Annotated in this window: 26 protein-coding genes and 1 pseudogene; 13 read left to right on the top strand and 14 right to left on the bottom strand. The window is 64.0% G+C overall.

Features of this window, described 5'->3' with window-relative positions:
• The first annotated feature begins 48 nt into the window (after positions 1-48).
• The gene (gene bshA, locus MI302_RS05715) at positions 49-1,182 is read left to right on the top strand and encodes an N-acetyl-alpha-D-glucosaminyl L-malate synthase BshA (RefSeq protein WP_019550523.1); all 1,134 of its coding nucleotides are present in this window, start codon (positions 49-51) and stop codon (positions 1,180-1,182) included.
• 70 nt (positions 1,183-1,252) lie between these two features.
• Here the strand turns inward: bshA and lon are convergent, their stop codons facing one another.
• The gene (gene lon, locus MI302_RS05710) at positions 1,253-3,679 is read right to left on the bottom strand and encodes an endopeptidase La (RefSeq protein WP_126217270.1); all 2,427 of its coding nucleotides are present in this window, start codon (positions 3,677-3,679) and stop codon (positions 1,253-1,255) included.
• A 110-nt stretch (positions 3,680-3,789) separates the two neighbouring features.
• Here lon and MI302_RS05705 point away from each other — a divergent pair, with 110 nt between their 5' ends.
• The 4 genes and pseudogenes from MI302_RS05705 to MI302_RS05690 all read left to right on the top strand — a co-directional run bounded on the left by MI302_RS05705 (position 3,790) and on the right by MI302_RS05690 (position 6,456).
• Positions 3,790-4,647, top strand: a complete 858-nt coding sequence (locus tag MI302_RS05705; protein ID WP_239726437.1) for a DUF1517 domain-containing protein — start codon at positions 3,790-3,792, stop codon at positions 4,645-4,647.
• Positions 4,648-4,677: 30 nt separating this feature from the next.
• Positions 4,678-5,616: an esterase family protein gene (locus tag MI302_RS05700; protein ID WP_239726436.1), complete on the top strand. Its 939-nt coding sequence runs from the start codon at positions 4,678-4,680 to the stop codon at positions 5,614-5,616.
• Positions 5,617-5,687: 71 nt separating this feature from the next.
• Positions 5,688-5,921 (top strand): annotated as a pseudogene (locus MI302_RS05695) (hypothetical protein); the annotation flags it as partial.
• Positions 5,914-6,456, top strand: a complete 543-nt coding sequence (locus tag MI302_RS05690; protein ID WP_126203717.1) for an SAM-dependent methyltransferase — start codon at positions 5,914-5,916, stop codon at positions 6,454-6,456. The pseudogene MI302_RS05695 and the gene MI302_RS05690, both read left to right, overlap by 8 nt.
• On the opposite strand, the gene MI302_RS05685 is transcribed toward MI302_RS05690, so the two are convergent.
• A complete protein-coding gene (locus MI302_RS05685; protein ID WP_239726435.1) occupies positions 6,446-8,431 on the bottom strand; it encodes a (Fe-S)-binding protein in 1,986 nt (661 codons plus the stop codon). The two genes, MI302_RS05690 and MI302_RS05685, sit on opposite strands and share 11 nt — an antisense overlap.
• A gap of 74 nt (positions 8,432-8,505) precedes the next feature.
• Here MI302_RS05685 and MI302_RS05680 point away from each other — a divergent pair, with 74 nt between their 5' ends.
• On the top strand, positions 8,506-8,706 hold the full coding sequence (locus tag MI302_RS05680) for a hypothetical protein (RefSeq protein ID WP_015716886.1): 201 nt from the start codon (positions 8,506-8,508) through the stop codon (positions 8,704-8,706).
• Here the strand turns inward: MI302_RS05680 and MI302_RS05675 are convergent.
• The 12 genes from MI302_RS05675 to MI302_RS05620 form a co-directional block, all read right to left on the bottom strand.
• Entirely contained in the window at positions 8,685-9,140 is a 456-nt protein-coding gene (locus tag MI302_RS05675) for a divergent PAP2 family protein (protein WP_126178091.1), read from the bottom strand. The genes MI302_RS05680 and MI302_RS05675 overlap by 22 nt on opposite strands.
• Positions 9,124-9,975 (bottom strand): bifunctional 5,10-methylenetetrahydrofolate dehydrogenase/5,10-methenyltetrahydrofolate cyclohydrolase, encoded by an 852-nt coding sequence (locus tag MI302_RS05670; protein WP_015716884.1) that lies wholly within the window; start codon positions 9,973-9,975, stop codon positions 9,124-9,126. Before MI302_RS05670 ends, MI302_RS05675 begins: the two co-directional genes overlap by 17 nt.
• 1 nt (position 9,976) lies before the next feature.
• Positions 9,977-10,432 (bottom strand): transcription antitermination factor NusB, encoded by a 456-nt coding sequence (gene nusB / locus MI302_RS05665; protein WP_015716883.1) that lies wholly within the window; start codon positions 10,430-10,432, stop codon positions 9,977-9,979.
• Positions 10,425-10,754: an Asp23/Gls24 family envelope stress response protein gene (locus tag MI302_RS05660; RefSeq protein WP_239726503.1), complete on the bottom strand. Its 330-nt coding sequence runs from the start codon at positions 10,752-10,754 to the stop codon at positions 10,425-10,427. The genes nusB and MI302_RS05660 overlap by 8 nt, the downstream gene beginning before the upstream one ends.
• A 12-nt stretch (positions 10,755-10,766) precedes the next feature.
• Positions 10,767-12,104: an acetyl-CoA carboxylase biotin carboxylase subunit gene (accC, locus tag MI302_RS05655; RefSeq protein ID WP_126201177.1), complete on the bottom strand. Its 1,338-nt coding sequence runs from the start codon at positions 12,102-12,104 to the stop codon at positions 10,767-10,769.
• Positions 12,101-12,613 carry an acetyl-CoA carboxylase biotin carboxyl carrier protein gene (gene accB, locus MI302_RS05650; RefSeq protein WP_126190887.1) on the bottom strand — a complete coding sequence of 171 codons (513 nt, stop codon included), beginning with the start codon at positions 12,611-12,613 and terminating at the stop codon, positions 12,101-12,103. The genes accC and accB overlap by 4 nt, the downstream gene beginning before the upstream one ends.
• Positions 12,614-12,730: 117 nt before the next feature.
• Entirely contained in the window at positions 12,731-13,285 is a 555-nt protein-coding gene (gene efp / locus MI302_RS05645) for an elongation factor P (protein WP_015716879.1), read from the bottom strand.
• On the bottom strand, positions 13,282-14,184 hold the full coding sequence (locus tag MI302_RS05640) for a hypothetical protein (RefSeq protein WP_019550512.1): 903 nt from the start codon (positions 14,182-14,184) through the stop codon (positions 13,282-13,284). Before MI302_RS05640 ends, efp begins: the two co-directional genes overlap by 4 nt.
• A 6-nt stretch (positions 14,185-14,190) precedes the next feature.
• Positions 14,191-14,355 carry a hypothetical protein gene (locus tag MI302_RS05635; protein ID WP_015716877.1) on the bottom strand — a complete coding sequence of 55 codons (165 nt, stop codon included), beginning with the start codon at positions 14,353-14,355 and terminating at the stop codon, positions 14,191-14,193.
• A gap of 9 nt (positions 14,356-14,364) precedes the next feature.
• Entirely contained in the window at positions 14,365-15,216 is an 852-nt protein-coding gene (locus tag MI302_RS05630) for a S9 family peptidase (protein ID WP_049775662.1), read from the bottom strand.
• Positions 15,217-15,297: 81 nt separating this feature from the next.
• The gene (speB, locus tag MI302_RS05625) at positions 15,298-16,170 is read right to left on the bottom strand and encodes an agmatinase (RefSeq protein ID WP_239726434.1); all 873 of its coding nucleotides are present in this window, start codon (positions 16,168-16,170) and stop codon (positions 15,298-15,300) included.
• A gap of 31 nt (positions 16,171-16,201) precedes the next feature.
• Positions 16,202-17,527 carry a M20/M25/M40 family metallo-hydrolase gene (locus MI302_RS05620; protein ID WP_126204965.1) on the bottom strand — a complete coding sequence of 442 codons (1,326 nt, stop codon included), beginning with the start codon at positions 17,525-17,527 and terminating at the stop codon, positions 16,202-16,204.
• Between the two features lie 17 nt (positions 17,528-17,544).
• On the opposite strand from MI302_RS05620, the gene MI302_RS05615 reads away from it, so the two are divergent.
• From MI302_RS05615 to MI302_RS05585, 7 genes are all read left to right on the top strand, one after another.
• A complete protein-coding gene (locus tag MI302_RS05615) occupies positions 17,545-18,036 on the top strand; it encodes a roadblock/LC7 domain-containing protein (protein WP_126187618.1) in 492 nt (163 codons plus the stop codon).
• A gap of 1 nt (position 18,037) precedes the next feature.
• Positions 18,038-18,625 (top strand): ATP/GTP-binding protein, encoded by a 588-nt coding sequence (locus MI302_RS05610; RefSeq protein WP_126201205.1) that lies wholly within the window; start codon positions 18,038-18,040, stop codon positions 18,623-18,625.
• Between the two features lie 170 nt (positions 18,626-18,795).
• Positions 18,796-18,900 (top strand): cytochrome c oxidase subunit 2A, encoded by a 105-nt coding sequence (locus MI302_RS05605; protein ID WP_041438208.1) that lies wholly within the window; start codon positions 18,796-18,798, stop codon positions 18,898-18,900.
• Positions 18,901-18,903: 3 nt separating this feature from the next.
• Complete coding sequence (locus MI302_RS05600) at positions 18,904-19,410, top strand: cupredoxin domain-containing protein (RefSeq protein ID WP_126187184.1); 507 nt, start codon at positions 18,904-18,906, stop codon at positions 19,408-19,410.
• A gap of 3 nt (positions 19,411-19,413) precedes the next feature.
• On the top strand, positions 19,414-21,102 hold the full coding sequence (locus MI302_RS05595; protein WP_126204966.1) for a b(o/a)3-type cytochrome-c oxidase subunit 1: 1,689 nt from the start codon (positions 19,414-19,416) through the stop codon (positions 21,100-21,102).
• Positions 21,103-21,167: 65 nt separating this feature from the next.
• Positions 21,168-21,653 carry a hypothetical protein gene (locus tag MI302_RS05590; protein WP_126169979.1) on the top strand — a complete coding sequence of 162 codons (486 nt, stop codon included), beginning with the start codon at positions 21,168-21,170 and terminating at the stop codon, positions 21,651-21,653.
• Between the two features lie 12 nt (positions 21,654-21,665).
• Complete coding sequence (locus MI302_RS05585; protein WP_370687360.1) at positions 21,666-22,808, top strand: MFS transporter; 1,143 nt, start codon at positions 21,666-21,668, stop codon at positions 22,806-22,808.
• Positions 22,809-22,840: the final 32 nt, after the last annotated feature.

Raw genomic sequence — 22,840 nt, 5'->3', positions numbered from 1 at the left:
CGGGGAACATCCTAAAGGTGCGTCTCCCATGGGCAAGGGTCCGGGGGGATGGGTTCTCTCCTCTCCCCTTTTGCGGGTTTGGGCGTGAGGGTGCTGAGGCTGGGCCTGGTGGCCTACCCTGGCCTCGGGGGTAGCGGCATCGTGGCCACGGAGCTGGCCCACCGCCTGGCCCAGATGGGCCACCGGGTTTACCTCTTCGCCACGGAAAGGCCCTTCCGCCTGCCCAAGGATAGCCCTGTGGTCTACATCCCCGTGGACCTGCCCTTTTACCCTGTCTTCCCCGGCCCCCTTTACACCCTCTCCCTGGCCGGGGTGCTGGAGCGGGAGGCCAGGCGGCTCGGCCTGGAGCTGGTTCACACCCACTACGCCATCCCCCACGCCGCCGCCGCCTACCTGGGGCTTGGCGAGGAACTCCCCCTGGTGCATACTCTCCACGGCACCGATGTCTCGGTGCTAGGGATGGACCCGGCCTTCCACGGACCCACCCGAAAGGCCCTCCAAAGAGCCAAGGCCACCACCGCGGTGAGCCGGGCCCTAGCCCAGGAGGCGCAGAAGGCCTTCGGGGTCAGCCCCGTGGTCATCCATAACGCCGTGGACCCGGACCGCTTCTACCCCAGGCCGGAGCGCAAGAAGCTCTACGCGGAGGAAGGGGAGTGGCTTTTGGTGCACGCTTCCAACTTCCGCCCCATCAAAAGGGTGCCGGATATCGTGCGGGCCTTCGCCAAGGTGCGGAGGAAGGTGCAGGCCAGGCTCCTTCTTCTGGGGAAGGGACCGGAGGAAGGGGAGGCGAAGCGGGTTGCGGAAGAACTCGGGGTGGAACGCTGGGTCACCTTCCATCCCCCCACTCCCCATCCCGAGGAGATCCTGGGAGCCGCCGATCTTTTCCTGCTGGCCTCGGAGGAGGAATCCTTCGGGCAGGCGGCCCTCGAGGCCCTGGCCAGCGGGGTTCCCGTGGTGGCCACCGCCGTGGGAGGGGTTCCCGAGCTGGTACGGCCCGAGGTGGGTCGGCTGGTGGAGCTTGGGGACCTGGAAGGCTTCGCCCAGGCGGTGCTGGACCTCCTCGCCCATCCCAAGCTCCCCAGCATGCGCAAGGCCGCCCGGGAGTACGCCATCGCCCGCTTTCACCCTGAAAGGATCACCCAGGCCTACCTGGAGGTGTACCAAAAGGCCCTTGAATCATAGGAACAAAGCCCCGCCGGGCAAGCCACCCGGCGGGGAGAAAGGGCACCCCTTAACCCGCTAGAGATCACCCCTAGGCATGGGCCACCACTTCCTTTTTGGACCGCGCCCTGGATCCCTTGGCCTTGGCCTCCCGGGCCCTATGCTCCAAGGCCTTGAGCCCGCCCACCAGGGCCAGGTCCAGGACCTGGTCCAGGTGCTCCACGAAGTGGAAGGTCATGTTCTGGCGCAGGGGCTTGGGGATGTCGCTGAGGTCGGCTTCGTTCTGCTTGGGAAGGATCACCTCCCTAATCCCCGCCCGCCTGGCCCCCAGCACCTTCTCCTTGACCCCGCCAATGGGAAGCACCCTGCCCGTGAGGGTGATCTCCCCGGTCATGGCGATGTCGTGGCGGACGGGCACCTCCGTGAGGGCGCTGACCAGGGCGCTCACGATGGCCACGCCAGCCGATGGGCCCTCCTTGGGAATGGCCCCCGCAGGCACGTGGATGTGGATGTCCGACTCCTCAAAGCGCTTCAGGGGAATGCCAAAGCGCTCGGCGTTCCTCTTGGCGTAGGAAAGCGCTGCCCGGGCGGATTCCTTCATCACATCCCCAAGCTGCCCGGTGAGGATCAGGTTCCCCTTGCCGGGCATCACGGAAACCTCCACGAACATGATGTCCCCGCCCACCGGGGTGTAGTACATGCCCGTGGCCACCCCCACCTGGGGCTCGCGGGCCTCGGTTTCCGGCAAGTAGCGGGGCGGGCCCAGGTATTTTTCCAGGTCCCTCTCCGTGATGCGCACCCGCTTCCGGCCTTCTTCCAGGATCTGCCGGGCCGCCTTGCGCAGAAGGGATCCGATCTCCCGTTCCAGCTGGCGCACCCCGGCCTCCCGGGTGTAATGGGTGATGAGGCGCATGAGGGCGGCTTCGGTGATCACCACCTGGCCCTCGAGGAGGCCGGTTTCCCGCATCTGCCGGGGCAGGAGGTAGCGCTTGGCGATCTCCAGCTTCTCCTGCTCGATGTAGCTGGTGAACTCGATGGCCTCCATCCGGTCCCAGAGGGGGGCGGGGATGTTCTGAGGAAAGTTGGCGGTGCAGATGAACATCACCTCGGAGAGGTCAAAGGGCACCCCCAGGTAGTGGTCCACAAACTCCTTGTTCTGGGCGGGGTCCAGCACCTCCAAGAGGGCCGCCGCGGGGTCCCCCTGGTAGGAGATGCCCAGCTTATCCACCTCGTCCAGCAGGAAGACGGGGTTCTTGGTGCCCGCCTGGCGCAGGCCCTGGATGATGCGTCCGGGCATGGCCCCGATGTAGGTGCGCCGGTGCCCCCGGATGTCGGATTCATCCCGCACGCCGCCCAAGGAGATCCGCACGTACTTGCGGCCCAGGGCCTCGGCGATGCTCTTGGCGATGGAGGTCTTCCCCACCCCAGGAGGCCCCACGAAGAGGAGGATGGGCCCCTTGTTCACCTCGTCCGGTGGGATTTCCCCCCGCTTGGCCCGCTCCGCCTTTAGCTTCCGCACCGCCAGGTACTCCAGGACCCGGTCCTTCACCTTCTCCAGGCCGTAGTGGTCCCTTTCCAGGATCTCCTTGGCCCGGTTTAGATCCAGGTTGTCCTCGGTGCGGGTGTTCCAGGGCAGGTTCACGATCCAGTCCAGGTAGGTGCGAATGACGCTGGCCTCGGCGGAATCGGGGTGCATACGGGCGAAGCGGTTCAGTTCCCGCTCCACCTCCTGCCGCACCACGGGGGGCAGGTTGAGTTCCTCCACCTTCCTGCGGAACTCCTCCACCTCCTCGGCACCCTCCTCCCCGTGGAGCTCCCGCTGGATGGCCTTCATCTGCTCCCGCAGGAAGTACTCCCGCTGGTTACGGTCGATCTCCTCCTTGACCTGTTGCTGGATGCGCCTTTGCGTTTCGATGAGCTCCAGCTCCGCCTCGAGGAGAACCAAAACCCGCTTTAGCCTCTCCGCCACATTTTGGGTTTCCAAAACCCTCTGCTTGTCCTCCAGGCGGAAGTCCATGTGGAAGGCGATGTAATCGGCGAGCTGGCTCGGGTCTTCCAGGTTCAAGACGAACTGGGCCACCTCGGGAGCCAGGTACTTACCCTCCTTAAGGAGGGCCTGGAACTTGTCCTTCACCTCCCGCACCAGGGCCTTGACCAAGGTGGGGTCAGCGGGTTCATCGGAGAGAACCTCCCCCCTGGCCTCGAGGTGGTCCCCCAGGTCCAGCCATTCCTTCACCCGCACCCGGGCAAAGGCCTGCACCAGCACCTGGACGGAGCCGTCCGGGTTCTTGCGCATCTTGAGGATGTTGCAGGCGGTCCCCACCGGGTAAAGGTCTGAGGGTCTGGGGTTTTCCACCTCCTTGTCCTTCTGGCTCACGATGAGAAGCACCCTCTCCCGGGCCAAGGCCTCGTCGATGGCCCGGATGGAGATGGGCCTACCGGCATCGATGGGCATCACCATGGTGGGGTAGATGACCGAGCCCCTCACCGGGCAAACGGGCAGGGTTTCTGGTAGCATGGTTTCCCTCCTTTCCTTGATCTCGTCCATATCCTAAGCCTACCTATGTCAAGTTTACTGCATCATGGGCTTTAGCACAAAGGCCCCACCCTTGGCGTAAGCTTAAAGCCATGCGCCGCTTCCTCTGGGCTTTGCTTCTGGTACTGGCCCTGGCCTTGGCCCAGAAGAGCGGGGGTGGGGTGGGCGGGCGCCCGTACAGTCCAAGCCCACCCCCCATGAGCCCCGGTCCCGCCCCCGTTTTCCCCACCCCGGCGCCCTCGTACCCCTCCTATCCAGGCCCGGTGGTGGTCTATCCCGGAGGGGGTGGGGGAAGCCTAGGCATTGTACCCGTCCTGGTGGTCTTAGGCCTGGTCTTGGTGACCGCCTACATGGTGCGGGGGCTCAGGCAGGCGGGGAGCCACGGGCCGTACCCTGATGGCCCTACGGCCAGCGTGGCCCGGCTGCGCCTGGCCCTTCTCCACCGCCCCCTGGTACAAAGGACCTTAAGGCGCCTGGCCGAGGAGGCGGACACCACCTCGGCCAAGGGCCTCGCCGACCTGCTGGACGAGGCGGCCCTCTTGCTCCTCAGGGAGGAGCCCGCCTGGCGCTTTGGGGATTACCAGGTGGCGGCGGGTTCCGAGGAGGAGGTCCTGGCCCGGTTCGACGCCTGGATGCTGGAGGAGCGGAGCAAGTACCAGGAAACCTTCCGCCACTTTGAGGGCAAGAAGCACGCGCTGGAGGCATACCCGGCTCAGGTGGAGCCCGGCGGGCGCTACCTGGTGGTAAGCCTCCTCCTCGCCGACCGCAGGCTCCTTCCTCCCCAATCCCCTTTAACCCGGTCCCGGGCCAGGCAAGCCCTCATGGACCTGGCGGGATCCAGTTCCTTCAGCCTCCTGGCGGCGTACCTTTCCTGGACCCCAGAAAGGGAAGGCGAGGCCCTGACGGAGGAAGAGCTCCTTCTCCTCTACCCGGAGCTGGAGAAGCTTTAGCTCCGGCCTAGGCCCGGGTAGAGTATTCCCGTGGTACGGGTTTCTAAGCGCACCGTCACCTTTTTTCCCCCGGCCCAGGCCAGGGCCCTGATAGGGGATTTCAGCGACTGGGAAAGGAATCCCATCCCCCTCCAAGGCCCCGTCACCCTGGAGTTTCCGGAAGGGGCTTACGTGGAATACGCCTTCCTGGACGAACGGGGTAGGCCCTTCCCCGACCCCGAAAACCCTGAGCGAGCGGACAATCCCTGGTGGACCTACCCCCGGGCTGTTCGGCTTCCCGGGCACCGCTTTGAAGCACCTCCCGAGCCCAGGGAAGAACCCAAAGTGGAGCGGCACCGCCTGGGGGAAAGGCGCTTCTACGTGGCCGAAGCCGGGACGAGTCCCAAGGCCACCCTGGTGGCCCAGGATGGAGTGGCCTTCTACCGCACCGCGGGCCTTCACAAGGTGGCCCAGGCCCTGGTGGAGGCAGGCGAAATCCCCCCGGTGCACCTGGTTTTTGTGGAGCCCATAGACCGGAACCGGGAGTACCGGTTTTCGGAAGCCTACGAGGAGGAGTTCCACCGGGTGCTAGGGGAAGTGGAACGCAGCAAGGGCCCCTTGGGGGAGATCGTTCTGGTGGGGGCTTCCCTGGGAGGCCTTTTCTCCTTGTGGCAGGCCCTGCGCCACCCGAACCGCTTCCCAAAGGTCCTCGCCCTCTCCCCGGCCCTAAAGGCCCACCCAGGGGGCACCGACGCCTACCGGGACCGGGAGTGGCTTTTGGAACGATACGCCGAAGCCCAGGTTCTGCCCCGCATCTATCTGGAGGTGGGTCTTTTAGAATGGCTCCTGGCCCCAGTCCGCCGCTTTGCCGCCCTCCTCGCTGACCGCAAGGTTCCCCACGCCTACCGGGAAAGGGCCTCGGGGCACAACTGGGTCACGTGGAAGCAAGCCCTGGCCCCAGGGCTTCGCTACCTGCTGGGGGAGGCATGAATCCGGAAACCGTTCTGGTGCTCCTTTCCGTGGCGGCCCTCGAGGCCCTCCTCTCCGGGGACAACGCCTTGGTCCTGGCAGGCTATGTGGTGGCGGTGATGGAACGCTATCCCAGCCTGGAGAAGGTAGCCTACGCTCTGGTGGGCTGGGCCGGGGTCAAGCTCCTCCTGGAAGGAAGCGCCACCCTGGCGGAGCTCCTGCATCGCCCGGAGCTGGCCTGGCACCTGCCGAAACCTGTCTTCTGGGGTGTAACCTTCCTCATCCTCTTGGGGGGAAGTCTTCTGGCTTTGCGCAAGCATGCCTAGGGACTGGGATGCGTTTTACCGCCAGGCCGCCCTGGAGCGGGCTCCCGCCCAGGTGGTGCGGGCCTACGGCCCCTTCGCCCCCAAGGGCCCGGTCCTGGACCTGGCGGGGGGCCTGGGGCGGAATGCCCGCTACTTCCTACAAAGGGGCCACCCCGTGACCCTGGTGGAAAGGAGCCTCGAGGCCCTAAGAAAGCTTAAAGGCATCCGCGGCCTGACCCTGGTGGGGCTGGACCTCGAGGACCCCAACGCCCTTATGCACCTTCCCAAAGGCCCCTTCGCCGCCATCCTCATGAGCTATTACGTCAACCGCCCTCTCCTTAAGGCCCTTCCTCCCCTCTTGGCCCCAGGGGGACTTCTCCTGGTGGAAGGCTTCAGCCGCCGGGAAGCCGTGCGGCGCAACAGGCCGGAAAGCCCTTTCTACTGGGAGCCCTACGAACTCCTCACCCCTCCCCCAGGCCTCGTGCTGCGGGCCTTCGGGGAGGGGTGGATGGAGGGCTACCGGGTCTTCGCCGTCTATCAAAATCCTAGGCCTTAAGGCCCCGGGCCACCAGCTCGGCGATGTCCAAAACCTCCGGGGGTGTCTCGTCCTGGGCCACCTCCACGTTCATCATGGCCATGCAGAAGGGGCAGCCGGTGGCGATGACCTCCGCCCCCGTGCCCTTAAGCTCCCGGTAGCGGTTTTCCGAAACCCGCATGGCCCCGGGTTCCTCCTCCTTCCAGAACTGGGCTCCGCCGGCCCCGCAACAGAAGCTCCGCTCCCGGTTCCTGGGGGGTTCGCTGAGGACGAAGCCCACCCCTTTGAGCACCTCCCGGGGTGCTTCGTACACCCCGTTGTGCCGGCCCAGATAGCAGGGGTCATGGAAGACCACCCGCTGGGTTTCCTCGGAAACCTTAAGCCGGCCCGCGCGCAATAGCTCGGCGATGAACTCCGAGTGGTGGACCACCCGGTACTCCCCGCCAAAGGCCTTGTACTCGTTGCCCAGGGTGTGGAAGCAGTGGGGGCAGGTGGTGACGATGGTCTTGGGAGCCACCTGGTTTAGGGTTTCCACGTTTTCCGTGGCCAGCTGGAAGAACAGGTACTCGTTGCCCGCCCGCCTGGCGGAATCCCCCGTGCACTTTTCCTTTCGGCCCAGGACCGCCCAGTCCACCCCGCTGGCGTTCAGGATCTCCACCATGCTTCTTGCGATCTTCTGGGCCCTGGGGTCGTAGCTGGCCGCACACCCCACCCAGTAGAGGACCTCGGGATGAGGCTTTTCCTCCACGGTGGGCACGCTAAGCCCCTCGGCCCAGTCCAGGCGCTTATCCTGGCCGATGCCCCAGGGGTTGCCCGAGCGCTCCATGCCCCGGAAGGCGTTGTTGAGCTCCTGGGGGAACTCCCCCTCCATGAGCACCTTGGCCCGGCGCACATCCAGGATGTGAAGCATGGGCTCGTTGCCCACCGGGCAGACCTCCACGCAGGCCATGCAGGTGGTGCAGGCCCAAAGGGCCTCCTCGTTCAGGGCGAAGTCCATGAGGGGCCTCGGGCTTTCCTGCCCGCTGGCAAAGGCCGGGAGGATCCCATTCAGTTCGTACCGCTCGGAGATGACGATGGCCGCCGGGGAGAGGGCCTTTCCCGTGGCGTAAGCAGGGCAGGCCTCCTGACAGCGGTTGCACATGATGCAGGCATAGGCGTCCAGAAGCCGCTTCCAGGAAAGGTCTTCCAGCTTCTCCGCCCCGAACTTTTCCTCCTCCTTCTCAAAGTCCAGGGGCAAGAGGGCCCCGGGCTTCTCCTGGCGGAAGGCCAGGTTGATGGGGCCCATCAATAGGTGGATGTGCTTGGAGCGGGGGAAGTAGGGAAGGAAGAGGAGGATGGAGCCCAAGGCACCCCACCAGAAGAAATGTTCCAACACCACCAGGCTGGAGGGCGAAAGGCCCGCAAGCAGGGTGGCCAGAAAGCTGGCCACCGGCTGGAAGGGGTCGGGCTCCCCTTGGGCCAGGCCCGCTGCCTTGGAAAGCAGGCGGCTTCCCACGTGGAAGGTGATGAAGGCCCCCACGATGGCCGAATCCCGGGGGATTCCCTGGCGTACCCGTTCGTGGAGAGGCACCTTGGGATTCCAGGTGAAATCCTGGGGTGCGAGAAGGTAGCGGCGGAGCATGAGCCCCAGGATGCCCACCAGGATGGCGGCGGTGAGGAGATCGGCCACGAGGTTATAGGCGTTCCAAAGCCCCCCTTGGGTGTGCAGGGGGAAGTACCCCTCCAGAAGGTCCACCAGGTTGACCAGGAGGTAGTAGACAAAGCCGTAGAAGACGAAGGCGTGGAGGAGGGAAACCAGAGGCCGCCTCTTGAAAACGGTCTGCTGCGTAAGGGTAAGCCAAAGGGCCCGGCCAATGCGCTCAGGCAGGCGGTCAAAGCGCTCCTCCGGCCGTCCCCTTCGGATGGCCAGATACACGCGGCGAAAGCCCGTGTAGGCGTAGTAAAGGCTTGCCAAAAGGAGCAGGATAAAGAGGATTTTCTCCGGTAGCGTCAGCATGGGTGCAACCTCCTTATACTCGGTAAAAGTTTACCCCATCCCGCCAAGCTGGCAAGGGCGTACAATAAAACCCCGTGGAAACGGTTGCCTTCGGCGTCCTCCTCTTCTTCGGCCTTTTGAACCTCTGGGTCTTCCACCGCTTCAAGAAGCCCCTCCTGCCCCTGGTGCTGGCGCTTTTTATAAGCTTCCTTGTCTTTTTCCTCTCCCCGGTATTGGGGCTTTTGGTCTTCCTCCTGGGACAGACCCTGGCCTTTTACGCTGCCGGGAAGAGGTGAAACGCCACATAGGCCACCAGAGCCCCCAAAAGCGCACCCACCAGGACCTCGAGGTACGTGTGTCCCAAAAGCTCCTTAAGGGGCTCCGGGGCTGGCCCCTTTCCCAGCACCTGCTGGAGCTCCTTCACCAACTGGTTGAGAAGCTGGGCCTGCATCCCCGCAGCCCGACGAATCCCCGTGGCATCGTACATGACGATGAGGGCAAAGACGGCGGCCACGGCGAACAGGGTGCTGCCAAAGCCTTCCTGGAAGCCCACGCCCATGGCTAAGGCGCTGACGGTAGCAGAGTGGGAGCTGGGCATCCCCCCGGTTTCCAGGAAGCGCTCCCATTGGAACCGGCCCTCCAGCAGGTAGTAAAAGAAAAGCTTCAGGGTCTGGGCCAGGAAGTTGGCCAGGATGGCTGTCCAAAAGACCTGGTTAGCGAGGAGCTCCATGCCGCCTAAGCAACGCCGCCTTCACGGTATTGGCCATCAACATGGCCACGGTCATGGGCCCCACGCCCCCGGGCACAGGGGTGAGGGCAGAGGCCACCTCGGCCACCTCGGGGTGAACATCGCCCAGAAGCTTGCCCTCCACCCGGTTCACCCCCACGTCCACCACGATGGCCCCGGGCCGCACCCACTCCTTTCGCACCAGATGGGGCCGCCCCACCGCCACCACCAGCACCTCCGCCCGCCGGGTCACCTCGGGAAGGTTCCGGGTACGGGAATGGACCACGGTCACCGTGGCGTCCTCCCGCAGGAGGAGGCCTGCCAGGGGCTTCCCTACGATGTTGGACCGGCCCAGGACCACCACCTCCTTGCCCCTTAGCTCCACCCCGTAATGCTTGAGCAGGTGGACGACACCCAGGGGCGTGCAGGGGAAAAGCCCCTCTCCCCCGCTCCAAAGCTTCCCCACGTTGAGGGGATGAAAACCATCCACATCCTTAAGGGGAGAGATGGCCTCCAAAACCCGCTCCGTGCGGATGTGAGCGGGCAAGGGGAGCTGGACCAGGATGCCGTCCACCTCCGGGTCCTGGTTAAGGGCCTCTATGCGCCCGAGTAGGGCTTCCTCCGGGGTATCCGCGGGGAACACCTCCACCTGGCTCAAAAGTCCAAGCTCCCTGGCCCTCTTGTCCTTAAGGCGCACGTAGGACACCGAGGCGGGATCCTCTCCTAGGCGGATCACCCTGAGGGAGGGTACAAAGGGCAGGGAGCTAAGGGTTTCCCTCAGCTCCCGATACACGGTCTCCGCCACCTCATGGCCGGAAAGGGTACGGGCAAGGGTCATCTCAGTCCTCCTTGGGCACCGCCTTCAGCTCACCCCCCTGGATCCGCCGGTACAAGCGGCCCAGCACCCCGTTAACAAACGCTCCCGAGTGCTCTCCCCCGTAGCGGTTGGCGATCTTCACCGCCACCTCGATCAAAGGGGCGAAGGGGGTGGGCTCGTAGAGCATCTCGTAGGCTGCCAGGCGCAACACCGTGAGATCGGTTTTGGACATCTGGGCGAAGTCCCAGCCCTCCACCGTATCCCGTAGCACCTGGTCCACCTCTTCCGCATGGGCCTTGTATCCCTCCAGCAAGCGCCGGGCGAAGGCCACGCCCTCCTGGTCCAGGGAATCCCCATAGGAGTCCTCCTCGCCCCCCATCTCCTCCAAGGCGTGGCGGAAGGCCTCCTCCAGATCCACCCCCCCCTGGGTATGGGCGAATAAGGCCCGCATGGCCAGTTCCCTGGCTCGCCTAAGCATGGGCCTCCTTCCGGTACCCCACCTGGGCCACGGTGAGGTTCACCGCCTGCACCTTCTCCCCCGTGGCCAGGTAAAGGGCTTCCGCCACGGCTTTTTGCACCGCCTGGGCTGCCTCGGGAATGGAAACCCCGTAGTCCACGGAGAGCACCAGGTCCACCGTGAACCCCTCGGGGGTGCGCTCCACCTTGATGGGCTTCATGCGGCGGAAAACCTCCCCCAGGGAGCGGGGAGCGGTTTCCAAGAGCCGCACCCCCTCGAGGCCCGAAAGGGCGTGGGCCACCAGGCCCTCGAGGGCATGGTCGCTGATCTCGTACTCCACCATCACACGCCCAGTCTACATCTCCATCCGCCGGGCCACGAAGTTGGTGTAGACCGCCCCCCGGCGGAAGAAGGCGTTTTGCAACACCTTCTGGTGGAAGGGGATGGTGGTCTTGAGGCCGGGCCCCTCGATCACCGTTTCGGAAAGCGCCCTTTCCATGCGCTTGATGGCCTCCTCCCGGGTGGGAGCCCAGGCGATGATCTTGGCGATCAAGCTGTCGTAGTGGGGCGGGATCTGGTAGCCCGCATAGAGGTGGCTGTCCACCCGGATCCCTGGCCCCCCGGGGAAAAGCAAGGTTTCCACCTTGCCGATGGAGGGCCTGAAGCCCTTCTCCGGATCCTCGGCGTTGATGCGCACCTCTATGGCGTGCCCCCGCACCTCCACCTCCTCCTGCTTGAGCCAAAGCTTCTCCCCCATGGCGATCCGGAACTGGGCCTGAACCAGGTCAATGCCGGTGATCATCTCGGTCACGGGGTGCTCCACCTGGATGCGGGTATTCATCTCGATGAAGTAAAAGTTTCCCTCTTTGTCCACCAAAAACTCCAGGGTGCCCGCCGAGACGTACCCCACGTGCCGGGCCAGGTGGGCCGCCGCCTCGGCGATGGCCTTGCGGGTCTCGAGGGGCAGAATGCTGGGGGCTTCCTCCAAGAGCTTCTGGTGCCGGCGCTGGATGGAGCAGTCCCGTTCCCAAAGGTGGATGACGTTCTCCCCGTCCCCCAGGACCTGGATCTCAATGTGCTTCGGCTCCTCAATGTACTTTTCCAGGTAGATGGCGGGGTTGCCGAAGGCCGCCCGGGCCTCCTCCTGGGCCTGCTGGACCGCCCTTTCCAGCTCCTCCTCGGTGTGCACCAGCCGCATGCCCCTGCCCCCGCCCCCGGCGGAGGCCTTAAGGATCACGGGATAGCCGATCTCCTGGGCGGCCCGTTTGGCCTCCTCCACGCTGGTAAGCTCATCCGTCCCCGGAACCGTGGGCACCCCGGCCTCCCGGGCCACCTTCCTGGCGGTGGCCTTGTCCCCAAGGGCCCGCATATTCTCCGGGGTGGGACCGATGAAGGTGATGCCGTGGTCCCGGCACATCTCGGCAAAGGTGGCGTTCTCCGCCAGGAAGCCGTAACCGGGATGAATGGCGTCGGCCCCGGTCACGATGGCCGCGGAAAGCAGGTTAGGGATGTTCAGGTAGCTCTGCCCGGAAGGAGGAGGTCCGATGCAGATGGCCTCGTCCGCCAGGAGCACGGGAAGGCTCTTCTCGTCGGCGGTGGAGTGGGCCACCACGGTCTTGATCCCTAACTCCTTGGCGGCCCGGATAATCCTCAAGGCGATCTCGCCCCGGTTGGCGATTAAGACCTTTTTCATAACGGCTGGATCAGGAAGAGGGGCTGCCCGTACTCCACGGGTTCCCCGTTTTTCACCAGGATCTTCTTGACGATCCCGGAAACCTCCGACTCAATCTCGTTCATGAGCTTCATCGCCTCGATGATGCAAAGCACCTGTCCCTTTTCCACCCGGTCCCCTTCCTCCACATAAGGGGGAGCATCCGGGGCCGGTGCCCGGTAGAAGGTACCCACGATGGGAGCCCTCACCTCCACGCAACCCGCGCACTCGTCCTTGGCCTCCTGGGCCTCGAGGCCCGGGGCTCCGGCTGCCGGAGCCAAATCCGCAGGGGCAGGGACGCTGGGAGCGGTGGGGGTGGGCAGGGAGGGAGGCGGGGCCGCAGGGGCAGTTACCGGTTGCGGCAAGGCCACCACCTGCACCTCGCCTCCTCGGCGCACGGTCAGCTTGTAATCAGGGGTTTCCAGGGTGAGCTCGCTCACCCCGTGCTCCACCAGGGCCTGCAGGATCTGTTTCAGCTCCTTAGGCGTCATGGGTACACCTCGCGGCATAAAGCTTACCCCATGTGCCCACGAAACGGCTTTTGTACTCGGTCAAAATATGCCGGAGGCAAGAGGGGCCTGGGATTCCCCCAGGCCCCTTATCCTGGCCTAGGCCCGGCCCACGTACTGGCCCGTGCGGGTATCCACCTTGATCACCTCGCCGGGCTCCACGAAAAGGGGCACCTGCACCACCGCTCCCGTTTCCAAGGTGGCGGGTTTGCTCCCGCCGGAGACCGTATCCCCCCGCACCCCCGGGGGCGTGTCCACCACCTTGAGTTCCACCACGGTGGGCGGGGTAATCTTCAGGGGTCGCCCCTCGTACATATCCCCCAGAACGGTCATGCCCTCCTTGAGAAACCGGGCAGCCTCCACCTGATCCTTGGGCAGGTGGAACTGCTCGTAGGTCTCCAGGTCCATGAAGACCAGGTCGTCCCCCTCCTGGTACAGGTACTGGAGCTCCCGGGTTTCCACGTAGATGTCTTCCAGCTTCTCCCCGGAGTTGAAGGTGCGCTCGATGGTGGCCCCCGTTTCCAGGTTCTTGAACTTGGCCACCACCTTGGCCCCCCCGCGGCCAATCTTCTGGTGCTGGTACTCCACGCACTCCCAAAGGCCGCCCTCCATCTTCACCTTGGTTCCGGGTCTAAGGTCGGTCACGCTGATCATGTTTCCTCCTGAAGGTCCAGGACCTGGGGCCTAAGCCCTAAGAGGTCAATATACCGGAGGTACTCCTCTTCCCCAAGCTCCCGCCCGGCCAGGGCCACCAGAAGGGCCTCCATGACGTTGGTGCCAAAGCTTCGCCCGTTTAGGCGGGGGGTGGTGGTGATGAGGCGTTTCACCCCCCTCTCCCGCAAGAAGGCCACGTCCTCCTCCGTGGTGGTGTTGGTGAGCACCATCTTCCCCCGCATCTCGTCGGGCATGTGCCGCTTGATGTAGTGCCAGTCCCCCGCCACCAGGTCCGCCCAGGCGTAGTAGCGGCTTCGCCAGTCCACCGCCCGCTTCCCCTGCTTTTCCCCTATAGGGTAAAGAAGCTGGAAGGGAAGCTGGGTAAGGACCGGGAGGAAGACGAAGGCCAGTTTCTGCAGGAAGGAGAGGGAGTAAAGAGGGATGGGTAAACCCAGGGCAAAGATGAAGTCCCCGTAAAGAACCTTGGCCCCGGCCTCGTGCAGGGCCTCGGCCAGGCCGAAGCGGTCCACGGCGGAGGGTAGAAGCACCTTGGTACTCTTCCAGTCTATCAGCCCCGCCAGCTGGGCCACCGCCCGGCGCTCCAAGGTGTGCTTGAGGCCCGAGCCATCCACCACCGGGGTTTTACGGGCCGCCTCCTTAAGCCTTTTGGCATCCCGGATGGTGTAGCGCCGCCCCCCTGCCCAAAGGTAAAGGTCAATGCCCCCGAGGCCGATGGCGTCCACCTTTCCATCCAGCTCAGCAATGAGGCGCAAGGCTTTCTGGAAGTCGCCATCCGTGCCCCGCCTGTCCAACACCACTTCCTCCCCAAGGAGCTCCACCTGGACCACGGAGTCCCGGCGGCTAGCCCCCAGGGACACGGAAACCACGCGCTTGGCCACGAAGGGCTATTCTAACCGAAGGAGGAAGCCAAGGACCAGCCAAAGGGCAGCGAGCAGGAAGAAGGGCCAGGTGCGCCGCACCCCCAGCAGGCGGGCTAGAAGGCCAAAGACCACACTCCCGAAGGCAAGGGCGAAGAAGAGGGCCTCGAGGTTCTCAAAGAAGGCCTGCATGGCCCAAGGTTACCGCGAGACCCGTCCGAAAAAGGCCAGAACCCTTTGGCGGAACGCCTGGTCCACCGGACCGCGGAAGAGGTGGCCCGCCGGGTAGCTGAAGCACTCCACTGGCTTCCCCAAGGACTTAAGCCTTCGGCAAAGCTCCCATGACCACTCCGGGGGCACCTGGGCGTCCCGGATGCCATGGTGGACGCTGAAGGGCACGGCAACCCTCTCCAGGTAGGTCCAGGCGGAAGCCTCCGCCAGGGTTTTGGGAGGAAGGGTGAGAAGCTCCTGGCCTCGAGTACCCCCCGACCAGTAGCGGATCCGCTCCAGATTCCGCCTCTCGTCCCCGCTCATGCTCCCGTAAAGCACCACACCCTTCAGGCGGGGATCCACCAGGGCCACCACCTGGGCAATCCCCCCACCCATGGAGTGGCCGAAGAGGCCGATGCGCCTCCCATCCGCCTGGGGCAGGACGCCCTTGCGCACCTCGGCCAATAGATTCAGCACATCCACCGCGTAGGCGTGGCGCAGGCCCGTGGCCGGCTTCCCCTCGGAAGGCGGGTGGCCCCGGTAGTTGGGATGCAGTACCAGATACCCTTCCTCCGCCAGGAAGTCGGCGTAGGGAGTAGTGTAGGCCAGCAGCCGATAGCGGCTCGGCTCCACGTACCCGTGGAGCACCACCACCACGGGGAACGAGCCCCTGCCCTTGGGCACGTTGGCAAAGCCGTGGACCCGGAGATGATCGGAAAGGTAAGAAAACTGGACCCGGCTGAAACGAGATTTCTCCTCCAGGACCTTCTCTATCCGGAACCCCCCTTCCCCGTAGGTCCTCTTCCAGAGGTCAGGAATGGTGAGGGGCTGGGCCTGCCCCATCCCCTGGAGGAGCAACCCCAGACCCAGGATCCAGCGAACCACCACCCCAGGATAAGGGCCAAGGCCAGGGGAGAAGGTGGTTTAGCCGTGAGCCTCGAGCCAGCCGGCCTGTAGACCCTTTAGACCTATGGCGTGATAGACCAACTGGGCCGCGGTCATCTCCGCGTGGAACTGGCCAGTGGGGGATAGTTCCACGAAGTCCATGCCCACCACCTCCTTTTCCCGGAAAACCGCCTCCAGAAGGTCCACCACCTGGCGGTAGGTAAGCCCTCCGGGCAAGGGGGTACCCACGCTGGGCATGATGCTGGGGTCCAGGGCATCAAAGTCCAGGCTGATATACACCCTTTCCCCCAAGGCCTCCAGGATCTCCCTTATAGGAAGCCCCTCCCGGTGCAGGCGATGGGCAGGGAAAAGGGCCACTCCCTTCTTTCTGGCCCAGGCCAAGGAGTCTTGGTCCATGGCCCTGATCCCCACCTGGACCAAGGAGAACCCCTCCCGAACCAACCGGTAAAAGGGAGAGGCATGGGAATAGACGGAGCCTTGCCACTCTGGGTAGAGGTCGGCATGGGCGTCAATCTGGAGCAGGGAGAACTCCCCTAACGCCTCCCGATGGGCCTGGACCAGGGGATGGGTGATGGAATGGTCGCCCCCAAGAGAGACCACGAACTTGCCCGCCCGCAGGTGGCCAAGGGCCGCCTCCCGGATCAGGGCGTGGCTTTCCTCCGCGCTTCCCGCCACCCAGGGAACCGGCTCTGCGGCATGGATGCCCACCTCTTCCGGGGTTACTCCAAGCTCCAAGAGAAAGGGCTCCAGCTCCCGGCTGGCCAGGAGGATGGCCTCAGGGCCCCGCCTCGCTCCCGGCAAAAAGGAGAGGGAAAGGTCGTAGGGCACGGGCAGGACCACCACCCGGGCCTCCTCGTATGGGGTATCGCGCTCGCCAAAAACCAGACGCATACCCCTAAGAGCCTAGCAGATGAGGCCCCTACTAGCGCCCAAGGAAGTAAAGCTCTAAAAGCCGAAGAAGGGCCAAGGTGCCCCGCTCAAAATCCCGGATGCGGATGTGCTCGTTGGGGCTATGGACCCGGCTTCCCGGATACCCCACCCCCAGTCCCACCGCCGGGGCTGCCAGGTGGTGCAGAAAAGGATGCATGGGACCGGACCCCGCCATGTTGGGGTAAAGCACCGCCTTCGCCCCAAAGGCTTCTTCCAAAGCCCTTTGGACCATGCCCACGAAGGGATGGGAAAGATCCGAGCGGGCCGGGTGCTCTCCCTTCTCCAGGACCACCACTTCCACGTCGTGGAAGCCCTGGGCCTCGAGGTGCTGCTTTAAAAGCAAAGGGATCTCCTCCGGATCCTGGTCGGGTACCAGGCGGAAGTCCAGCTTGGCGAAGGCCTCGGCGGGCAAGACCGTCTTGGACCCCGGGCCGCCATACCCCGAGTGGAAACCGTTCACGTTGACGCAGGGCTCCGCATAAAGGCGCTGATGGAACTCCAGGTTCCTGGCCCCGCCCAGAAAGTCCCGCACGCCAAAGGCTTCCTTCAGGGCTTCCGATTCATCGGGAATCTCCGCCAGCACCTCCATCTCCTTGGGCGAAAGGGGGCGGACCCGGTCGTAAAAACCCGGGATGAGGACCCTTCCCTCCTCATCCCGCAGGCTGGCGATGGCCCGGCTCAAGCGGTAAATGGGGTTTTCCACCACCGCCCCGTAGGAGGAATGCAGGTCAAAGGCAGCGGTGCGCACCCGAAGCTCGAGGGCCACGATGCCCTTAAGGCCCGCATACAGGTAGGGGCGCCCCTTGGCGTCCACCCCCCCTGCCTCCCAGACGATGGCCCCGGACTTCAGGAGGTCCTTTTTATCCCGGACGTAGTCCGCCAGGTGGGGGCTTCCCACCTCCTCCTCCCCCTCCACCACGAACTTCACCCGGGGAAGAAAGCCGTGCTTTTCCCGGAATAAGCGCAGGGCCATGACCCTGGCCACCAGCTCCCCTTTATCGTCGTGGGTACCTCGGCCATACCAGAGGCCGTCCCGTTCCACCAGGCGAAAGGGCTCGGTTTCCCATAACTCCAAGGGATCAGGGGGCTGAACATCGTAGTGGTTGTAAAACAAAAGGACCCTTTCCCCCTCACCCCCCTCGGCGTAGACCACCGGGGGCCCATAACCCCGATGGAGCTCCGCCTTAAGGCCTAGGTCCTGAAGCACCTCGGCCACCTTGGCCGCACCCTCCTCGAGGGCCCTCCCCTCGGCGCTCACCGTGGGCAGGGCCACCAGCTCCGCCAAAAGCACCCTGGCCTCCTCCACAAAAGCCCTCATGGTACACTGAGCATACTATGGTGGAACCTTCCCTGGTCCTCTACGGGACCCTGTACCAGCGGGCTATGGACGTGCTGCAGGAAACCCTGCAGGAAACCGGGGCCCGCTACGCCCTCCTCATAGACCGCAAGGGATTCGTCCTGGCCCATAAAGAGGCCCTATGGGCCCCCAAGCCTCCGCCCCTGGATTCCCTGGCCACCCTGGTGGCGGGAAACGCCGCCGCCACCCAAGCCCTGGCCAAGCTGCTGGGAGAGGCACGCTTCCAAGAGGTGGTGCACCAAGGGGAACACATGGGGCTCTATGTGGACGAAGCCGGAGAGGCGGCCCTCCTGGTCCTGGTCTTTGACGAGAACGCTCCCCTGGGCAAGATCAAGCTCCACGGGAAGCGGGCGGCGGAAACCCTGGCCCGCCTGGCCGAGGAAGCCCTGGCCAACCCACCCAAGCTGAACCTGGACACCCAGTACCGCGAGGAGGCCAAAGCCCTGCTGGACGAACTCTTCGGCAACTAGCATGAGCACCATCAACTTCGCTAACCGCGAGATCAACTTCAAAATCGTCTACTACGGCCCGGGGCTCTCCGGGAAAACCACCAATCTCAAGTGGATATACAGCCGCATCCCCGAAGGCCGCAAAGGGGAGATGGTTTCCCTGGCCACCGAAGACGAGCGCACCCTGTTCTTTGACTTTCTTCCTCTGGACCTGGGTGAGGTCAAGGGTTTCAAGACCCGCTTCCATCTTTACACCGTGCCGGGGCAGGTCTTCTACAACGCCAGCCGCAAGCTGATCCTGAGGGGTGTGGATGGCATCGTTTTCGTGGCGGACTCCGCCCCCAACCGTCTCCGGGCCAACGCCGAGAGCATGCGCAACATGCGGGAGAACCTGGCGGAATACGGGCTCAAAGTGGAGGACATCCCGGTGGTGCTCCAGGTGAACAAACGGGACCTCCCCGACGCCCTGCCCGTGGAGATGATCCAGGCGGTGGTGGACCCCGAAGGGCACTTTCCTGTCTTTGAGGCCGTGGCTACAGAGGGTAAAGGAGTTTTTGAAACCCTAAAGGAAGTGAGCCGCCAGGTGCTGGCCCGAGTGGGAAGCACTTAGGGATCTCCCTTCCCAAGGGGCGAGGCCTGATGCCTCGCCCTTATTTTCTCGCATGGAGCTCTCATTCCCTCAGTACCTTCTCATGTAGGGACAAATGTACTTCACCCTTTTCTCAGCTTTGGACTAACATGGGCCCCGTATACGGCAACCTGCCGTAAGGGAGGAAGAGTATGGAAGAAAAACCAATCGGCGCCATGGGAGTGATAGTGGTTCTTACCCTCACCATCCTGGTCTTCTGGTTGGGAGTATACGCCATCTTTTTCGCTAGGGGGTAGGGTATGGTGGACGAGCACAAAGCCCACAAAGCGATCCTGGCCTACGAGAAGGGGTGGCTGACCTTTGCCATCGTCATGCTGGTGGTCTTCATCGCCCTCATCGCCTACACCCTGACCACCCATAGCGCCGGGGTCATCCCCGCAGGACAACTGGAGCGGGTTGATCCCACCAAGGTGCGTACAGAAGGCCCGTGGGCCGATCCTACCCAGGCGGTGGTGCAGACCGGCCCCAACCAGTACACGGTCTACGCCCTGGCCCTTGCCTTCGGCTACCAGCCCAACCCCATTGAGGTGCCCAAGGGAGCGGAGATCATCTTCAAGATCACCAGCCCCGATGTTATTCACGGCTTTCACGTGGAGGGCACCAACATCAACGTGGAGGTGCTCCCGGGCGAGGTCTCCACGGTGCGCTACACCTTCAAGAAGGCGGGCGAGTACCGGATCATCTGCAACCAGTACTGCGGCCTCGGCCATCAAAACATGTTCGGCAAGATCGTGGTGAAGGAGTGAGCCATGGCGGTGCGTACCTCTGATTTCAGCCGAGTTTACGAGGCCTACCCGGAAAAGAAGGCCACCCTCTACTTCCTGGTCCTGGGCTTCATCGCCCTTATCATCGGGAGCCTTTTCGGCCCCTTCCAGGCCCTGAACTACGGGAACGTGGACGCCTACCCGCTTCTTAAGCGGCTCCTTCCCTTTGTCCAGTCCTACTACCAGGGCCTCACCCTGCACGGGGTGCTGAACGCCATCGTCTTTACCCAGCTCTTCGCCCAGGCCATCATGGTCTACCTACCGGCCCGGGAACTGAACCTGAGGCCCAACATGGGTCTGATGTGGTTCTCCTGGTGGATGGCCTTTATCGGCCTGGTCATGGCCGCCTTGCCCTTGTTGGCCAACGAGGCCACTGTCCTTTACACCTTCTACCCTCCCCTCCAAGGCCACTGGGCCTTCTACCTTGGGGCCAGCATCTTCGTCCTCTCTAGCTGGGTAAGCATTTACATCGTCCTGGACCTCTGGCGCCGCTGGAAAGCCCAGAATCCCGGCAAGGTGACCCCCTTGGCCACCTACATGGCAGTGGTGTGCTGGCTCATGTGGTTCATCGCCTCCATCGGATTGGTGCTGGAGGCTGTCCTCATTCTCCTGCCCTGGTCCTTCGGCCTGGTGGAAGGTGCGGATCCCCTTCTCGCCCGCACCCTCTTCTGGTGGACGGGCCACCCCATCGTCTACTTCTGGCTCCTGCCCGCCTACGCCCTCATTTACACCGTGCTGCCCAAGCAGGCGGGAGGCAAGCTGGTCTCGGACCCCATGGCCCGCCTGGCCTTCCTGCTCTTCCTGCTCCTTTCCACCCCCGTGGGGTTCCACCACCAGTTCGCCGACCCTGGGATCGATCCCACCTGGAAGATGATCCACTCCGTCCTCACCATATTCGTAGCCGTTCCCAGCTTGATGACTGCCTTCACCATTGCCGCCAGCCTGGAGTTCGCCGGCAGGATGCGGGGTGGCAGGGGGCTTTTGGGCTGGATCCGAACCCTCCCCTGGGACAACCCCGCCTTCGTGGCCCCGGTCCTGGGCCTCCTGGGCTTCATCCCGGGAGGGGCGGGGGGTATCGTGAACGCCAGCTTCACCCTGGACTACGTGGTCCACAACACCGCCTGGATTCCCGGCCACTTCCACCTCCAGGTGGCGGGCCTCGTCACCCTCACCGCCATGGGCTCCCTCTATTGGCTCATCCCCAACCTCACTGGCAAGCCCATCTCCGACGGGCAGAGGCGGCTGGGCCTGGCAGTGGTCTGGCTTTGGTTCATCGGCATGATGGTCATGGCCCTGGGGCTCCACTGGCAGGGGCTCCTCAACGTGCCCCGTCGGTCCTACATCGCCCAGGTGCCGGATGCCTACACCCATGCCGCCCTTCCCATGGTTTTCAACATCCTGGCGGGCATCATCCTGCTGGTGGCCCTCCTCCTTTTCATCTACGGCCTCTTCAGCGTCCTTCTGGGCCGGGAGCGCAAGGCAGAGCTGGCCGAGGCCCCGGTGCCCTTCGCCGAGGTCATCTCCGGCCCCGAGGACCGTCCCTTGGTCCAGGCCATGGACCGGATCGGCTTCTGGTTCCTGGTGGCGGTGATCCTGGTGGTGCTGGCCTATGGCCCCACCCTGGTGCAGCTCTTCAGCAACCTGAACCCGGTGCCGGGGATGCGCCTCTGGTAGATCATGGGTGGCGCAAGGGCCGGAGACTTCCGGCCCTTGACCTTTTTGCCACAAAGGAAAAGGCTATGGGCGTGGGGTTTATCCCTGGTAGGAGTCTCCCTTGGGCGGTGGTCCTCTCCCTCCTTCCCTTCTTCCTGCAATTTCTGGGACTGGGCTTGGGGGACAAGCTGGGGCAGGGGCTTTGCGGAAGCGCCCTGGGGGTTTCCGAAGCTGAGGCGGTCATGTACGGCTTGGTGAACGAGTACTACCTTTACGGCCAGCTCTTCCTGGTCCTCCTGGCCTTGAAGGTAACCTATGCCCTGGCCCTTTGGGTCCTCCGCTTCATGTACCCGGATAGGGACCCTTCCTTCGCCTCCCTGGTATGGAAGGTTGGGGTGGGGCTTTCCGGGGTTTTCCTTCTTCTTTTCCTGGTCACCCGCACCCTGCCCTTGCCCTTTTTTACCCCGTTGGGTCCTGCCCTTCTCTCCCCCGCTCCCCTGGACCCCCTTTCCCTCATCATGGTTCTGCCTGAACCGTTCTTGCTCTGGCTCTACTTGCGCCATCGTCCATGAAACTTCCTCCTTTTGGTTTACCTCTTGGGGCTGGTCAGCTTCCTGATGGATGTGGCCAGCGAGATGGTCTACCCCCTTTTGCCCCTATTCCTCGCCAGCCTGGGCGGAGGAGCCGGGGCCATCGGTTTGGTGGAGGGAGTGGCCGAGGCCACCGCCAGCCTCTTCAAGGTGGTGGGGGGAAGGATTTCGGATCGGGTAGGCCGCAGGAAACCCCTCCTGCTTGCGGGCTACGGCCTTCCCGCCTTTCTCAGACCCATCCTGGCCCTGGCCTCGAGTCCCTGGCACGTCCTCCTCTACCGCTTCCTGGACCGGCTCGGGAAAGGCCTGCGCACCGCACCCCGGGATGCCCTTCTGGCGGAAAGCGTGGACAAAAGCGCCCTGGGGCGGGCTTACGGCCTTCACCGGGGCCTGGACACCCTGGGGGCCACCGTGGGGCCCTTTCTGACCTTCCTTCTCCTGCCCCAGGTGGGGGTGCGGGGCGTGTTTTGGCTTTCCGCCATTCCCGCCTTCCTGGCCGTGCTCACGTTCCTTTGGATCCGGGAAGCCAGAAGCGTAAAGGTAGCTGCGGACTCCCTTCCATCCCTTCGGCCAGGCTACCTAAGGACCCTACCGGCCGCCTACCGGCGCTTCCTCCTGGTTTCCAGCATCTTTGCCCTGGCCCTTTCCTCCAATGCCTTCCTGCTCCTCCGCCTGAAGGAGCTCGGGCTTTCCCAGGAGGCTGTAACCTTGGCCTACACGGGTTACAACCTGATATATGCCCTCCTCTCCTATCCCCTCGGGAGCTTAGCCGATGCCATTGGGCTGAGGCGGGTGGTGGCCTTGGGTTTTGCCCTCTATGCCCTGGTGTACCTGGGCTTTGCCTTTGCCCAGTCGGCTTTGGGGGGTGTGGCCCTTCTGCTTCTTTACGCCCTGTACTCGGCGGCCTTTGAAGGGGCAAGCCGGGCCTACCTGGCCACCCTCATACCCCAGGAGGCCAAGGCCACCGCCATCGGCCTTTACCACACGGTGGTGGGGATTTTGCTCCTTCCGGCCAGCTTGATCTTCGGCTTTCTCTGGCAAAGTTATGGGCCTGAGCTGGCCTTCGGCGTGGGGGCGGGTCTGGCCCTTTTGGCTCTCCTGTTTTTCCTGCTTGACGGAAGGAGGGCCAGGCCCTAACCTGATAGAGGTCCTTCGGGGCCTCGAGGAGG

Source organism: Thermus sp. NEB1569 (assembly GCF_022385295.1).
Taxonomy (GTDB): Bacteria; Deinococcota; Deinococci; order Deinococcales; family Thermaceae; genus Thermus; species Thermus scotoductus.
The sequence above is the reverse complement of the archived record's forward strand: the minus strand, read 5'-3'. Positions and strand labels throughout refer to the sequence as shown.

Excerpts from the sequence above, each read along its gene's own strand:
- lon (WP_126217270.1), bottom strand. The coding sequence starts at position 3,679 with ATGCTACCAGAAACCCTGCCCGTTTGCCCGGTGAGGGGCTCGGTCATC.
- MI302_RS05685 (WP_239726435.1), bottom strand. The coding sequence starts at position 8,431 with ATGCTGACGCTACCGGAGAAAATCCTCTTTATCCTGCTCCTTTTGGCA.
- bshA (WP_019550523.1), top strand. The coding sequence starts at position 49 with ATGGGTTCTCTCCTCTCCCCTTTTGCGGGTTTGGGCGTGAGGGTGCTG.
- MI302_RS05610 (WP_126201205.1), top strand. The coding sequence starts at position 18,038 with ATGAGCACCATCAACTTCGCTAACCGCGAGATCAACTTCAAAATCGTC.
- MI302_RS05595 (WP_126204966.1), top strand. The coding sequence starts at position 19,414 with ATGGCGGTGCGTACCTCTGATTTCAGCCGAGTTTACGAGGCCTACCCG.
- MI302_RS05620 (WP_126204965.1), bottom strand. The coding sequence starts at position 17,527 with ATGAGGGCTTTTGTGGAGGAGGCCAGGGTGCTTTTGGCGGAGCTGGTG.
- MI302_RS05590 (WP_126169979.1), top strand. The coding sequence starts at position 21,168 with ATGGGCGTGGGGTTTATCCCTGGTAGGAGTCTCCCTTGGGCGGTGGTC.
- MI302_RS05660 (WP_239726503.1), bottom strand. The coding sequence starts at position 10,754 with ATGGTGGAGTACGAGATCAGCGACCATGCCCTCGAGGGCCTGGTGGCC.
- nusB (WP_015716883.1), bottom strand. The coding sequence starts at position 10,432 with ATGCTTAGGCGAGCCAGGGAACTGGCCATGCGGGCCTTATTCGCCCAT.
- efp (WP_015716879.1), bottom strand. The coding sequence starts at position 13,285 with ATGATCAGCGTGACCGACCTTAGACCCGGAACCAAGGTGAAGATGGAG.
- MI302_RS05600 (WP_126187184.1), top strand. The coding sequence starts at position 18,904 with ATGGTGGACGAGCACAAAGCCCACAAAGCGATCCTGGCCTACGAGAAG.
- MI302_RS05675 (WP_126178091.1), bottom strand. The coding sequence starts at position 9,140 with ATGGAGCTCCTCGCTAACCAGGTCTTTTGGACAGCCATCCTGGCCAAC.
- MI302_RS05670 (WP_015716884.1), bottom strand. The coding sequence starts at position 9,975 with ATGACCCTTGCCCGTACCCTTTCCGGCCATGAGGTGGCGGAGACCGTG.
- accB (WP_126190887.1), bottom strand. The coding sequence starts at position 12,613 with ATGACGCCTAAGGAGCTGAAACAGATCCTGCAGGCCCTGGTGGAGCAC.
- accC (WP_126201177.1), bottom strand. The coding sequence starts at position 12,104 with ATGAAAAAGGTCTTAATCGCCAACCGGGGCGAGATCGCCTTGAGGATT.
- MI302_RS05635 (WP_015716877.1), bottom strand. The coding sequence starts at position 14,355 with ATGCAGGCCTTCTTTGAGAACCTCGAGGCCCTCTTCTTCGCCCTTGCC.
- MI302_RS05630 (WP_049775662.1), bottom strand. The coding sequence starts at position 15,216 with ATGGGGCAGGCCCAGCCCCTCACCATTCCTGACCTCTGGAAGAGGACC.
- MI302_RS05605 (WP_041438208.1), top strand. The coding sequence starts at position 18,796 with ATGGAAGAAAAACCAATCGGCGCCATGGGAGTGATAGTGGTTCTTACC.
- MI302_RS05690 (WP_126203717.1), top strand. The coding sequence starts at position 5,914 with ATGCCTAGGGACTGGGATGCGTTTTACCGCCAGGCCGCCCTGGAGCGG.
- MI302_RS05705 (WP_239726437.1), top strand. The coding sequence starts at position 3,790 with ATGCGCCGCTTCCTCTGGGCTTTGCTTCTGGTACTGGCCCTGGCCTTG.
- MI302_RS05615 (WP_126187618.1), top strand. The coding sequence starts at position 17,545 with ATGGTGGAACCTTCCCTGGTCCTCTACGGGACCCTGTACCAGCGGGCT.
- speB (WP_239726434.1), bottom strand. The coding sequence starts at position 16,170 with ATGCGTCTGGTTTTTGGCGAGCGCGATACCCCATACGAGGAGGCCCGG.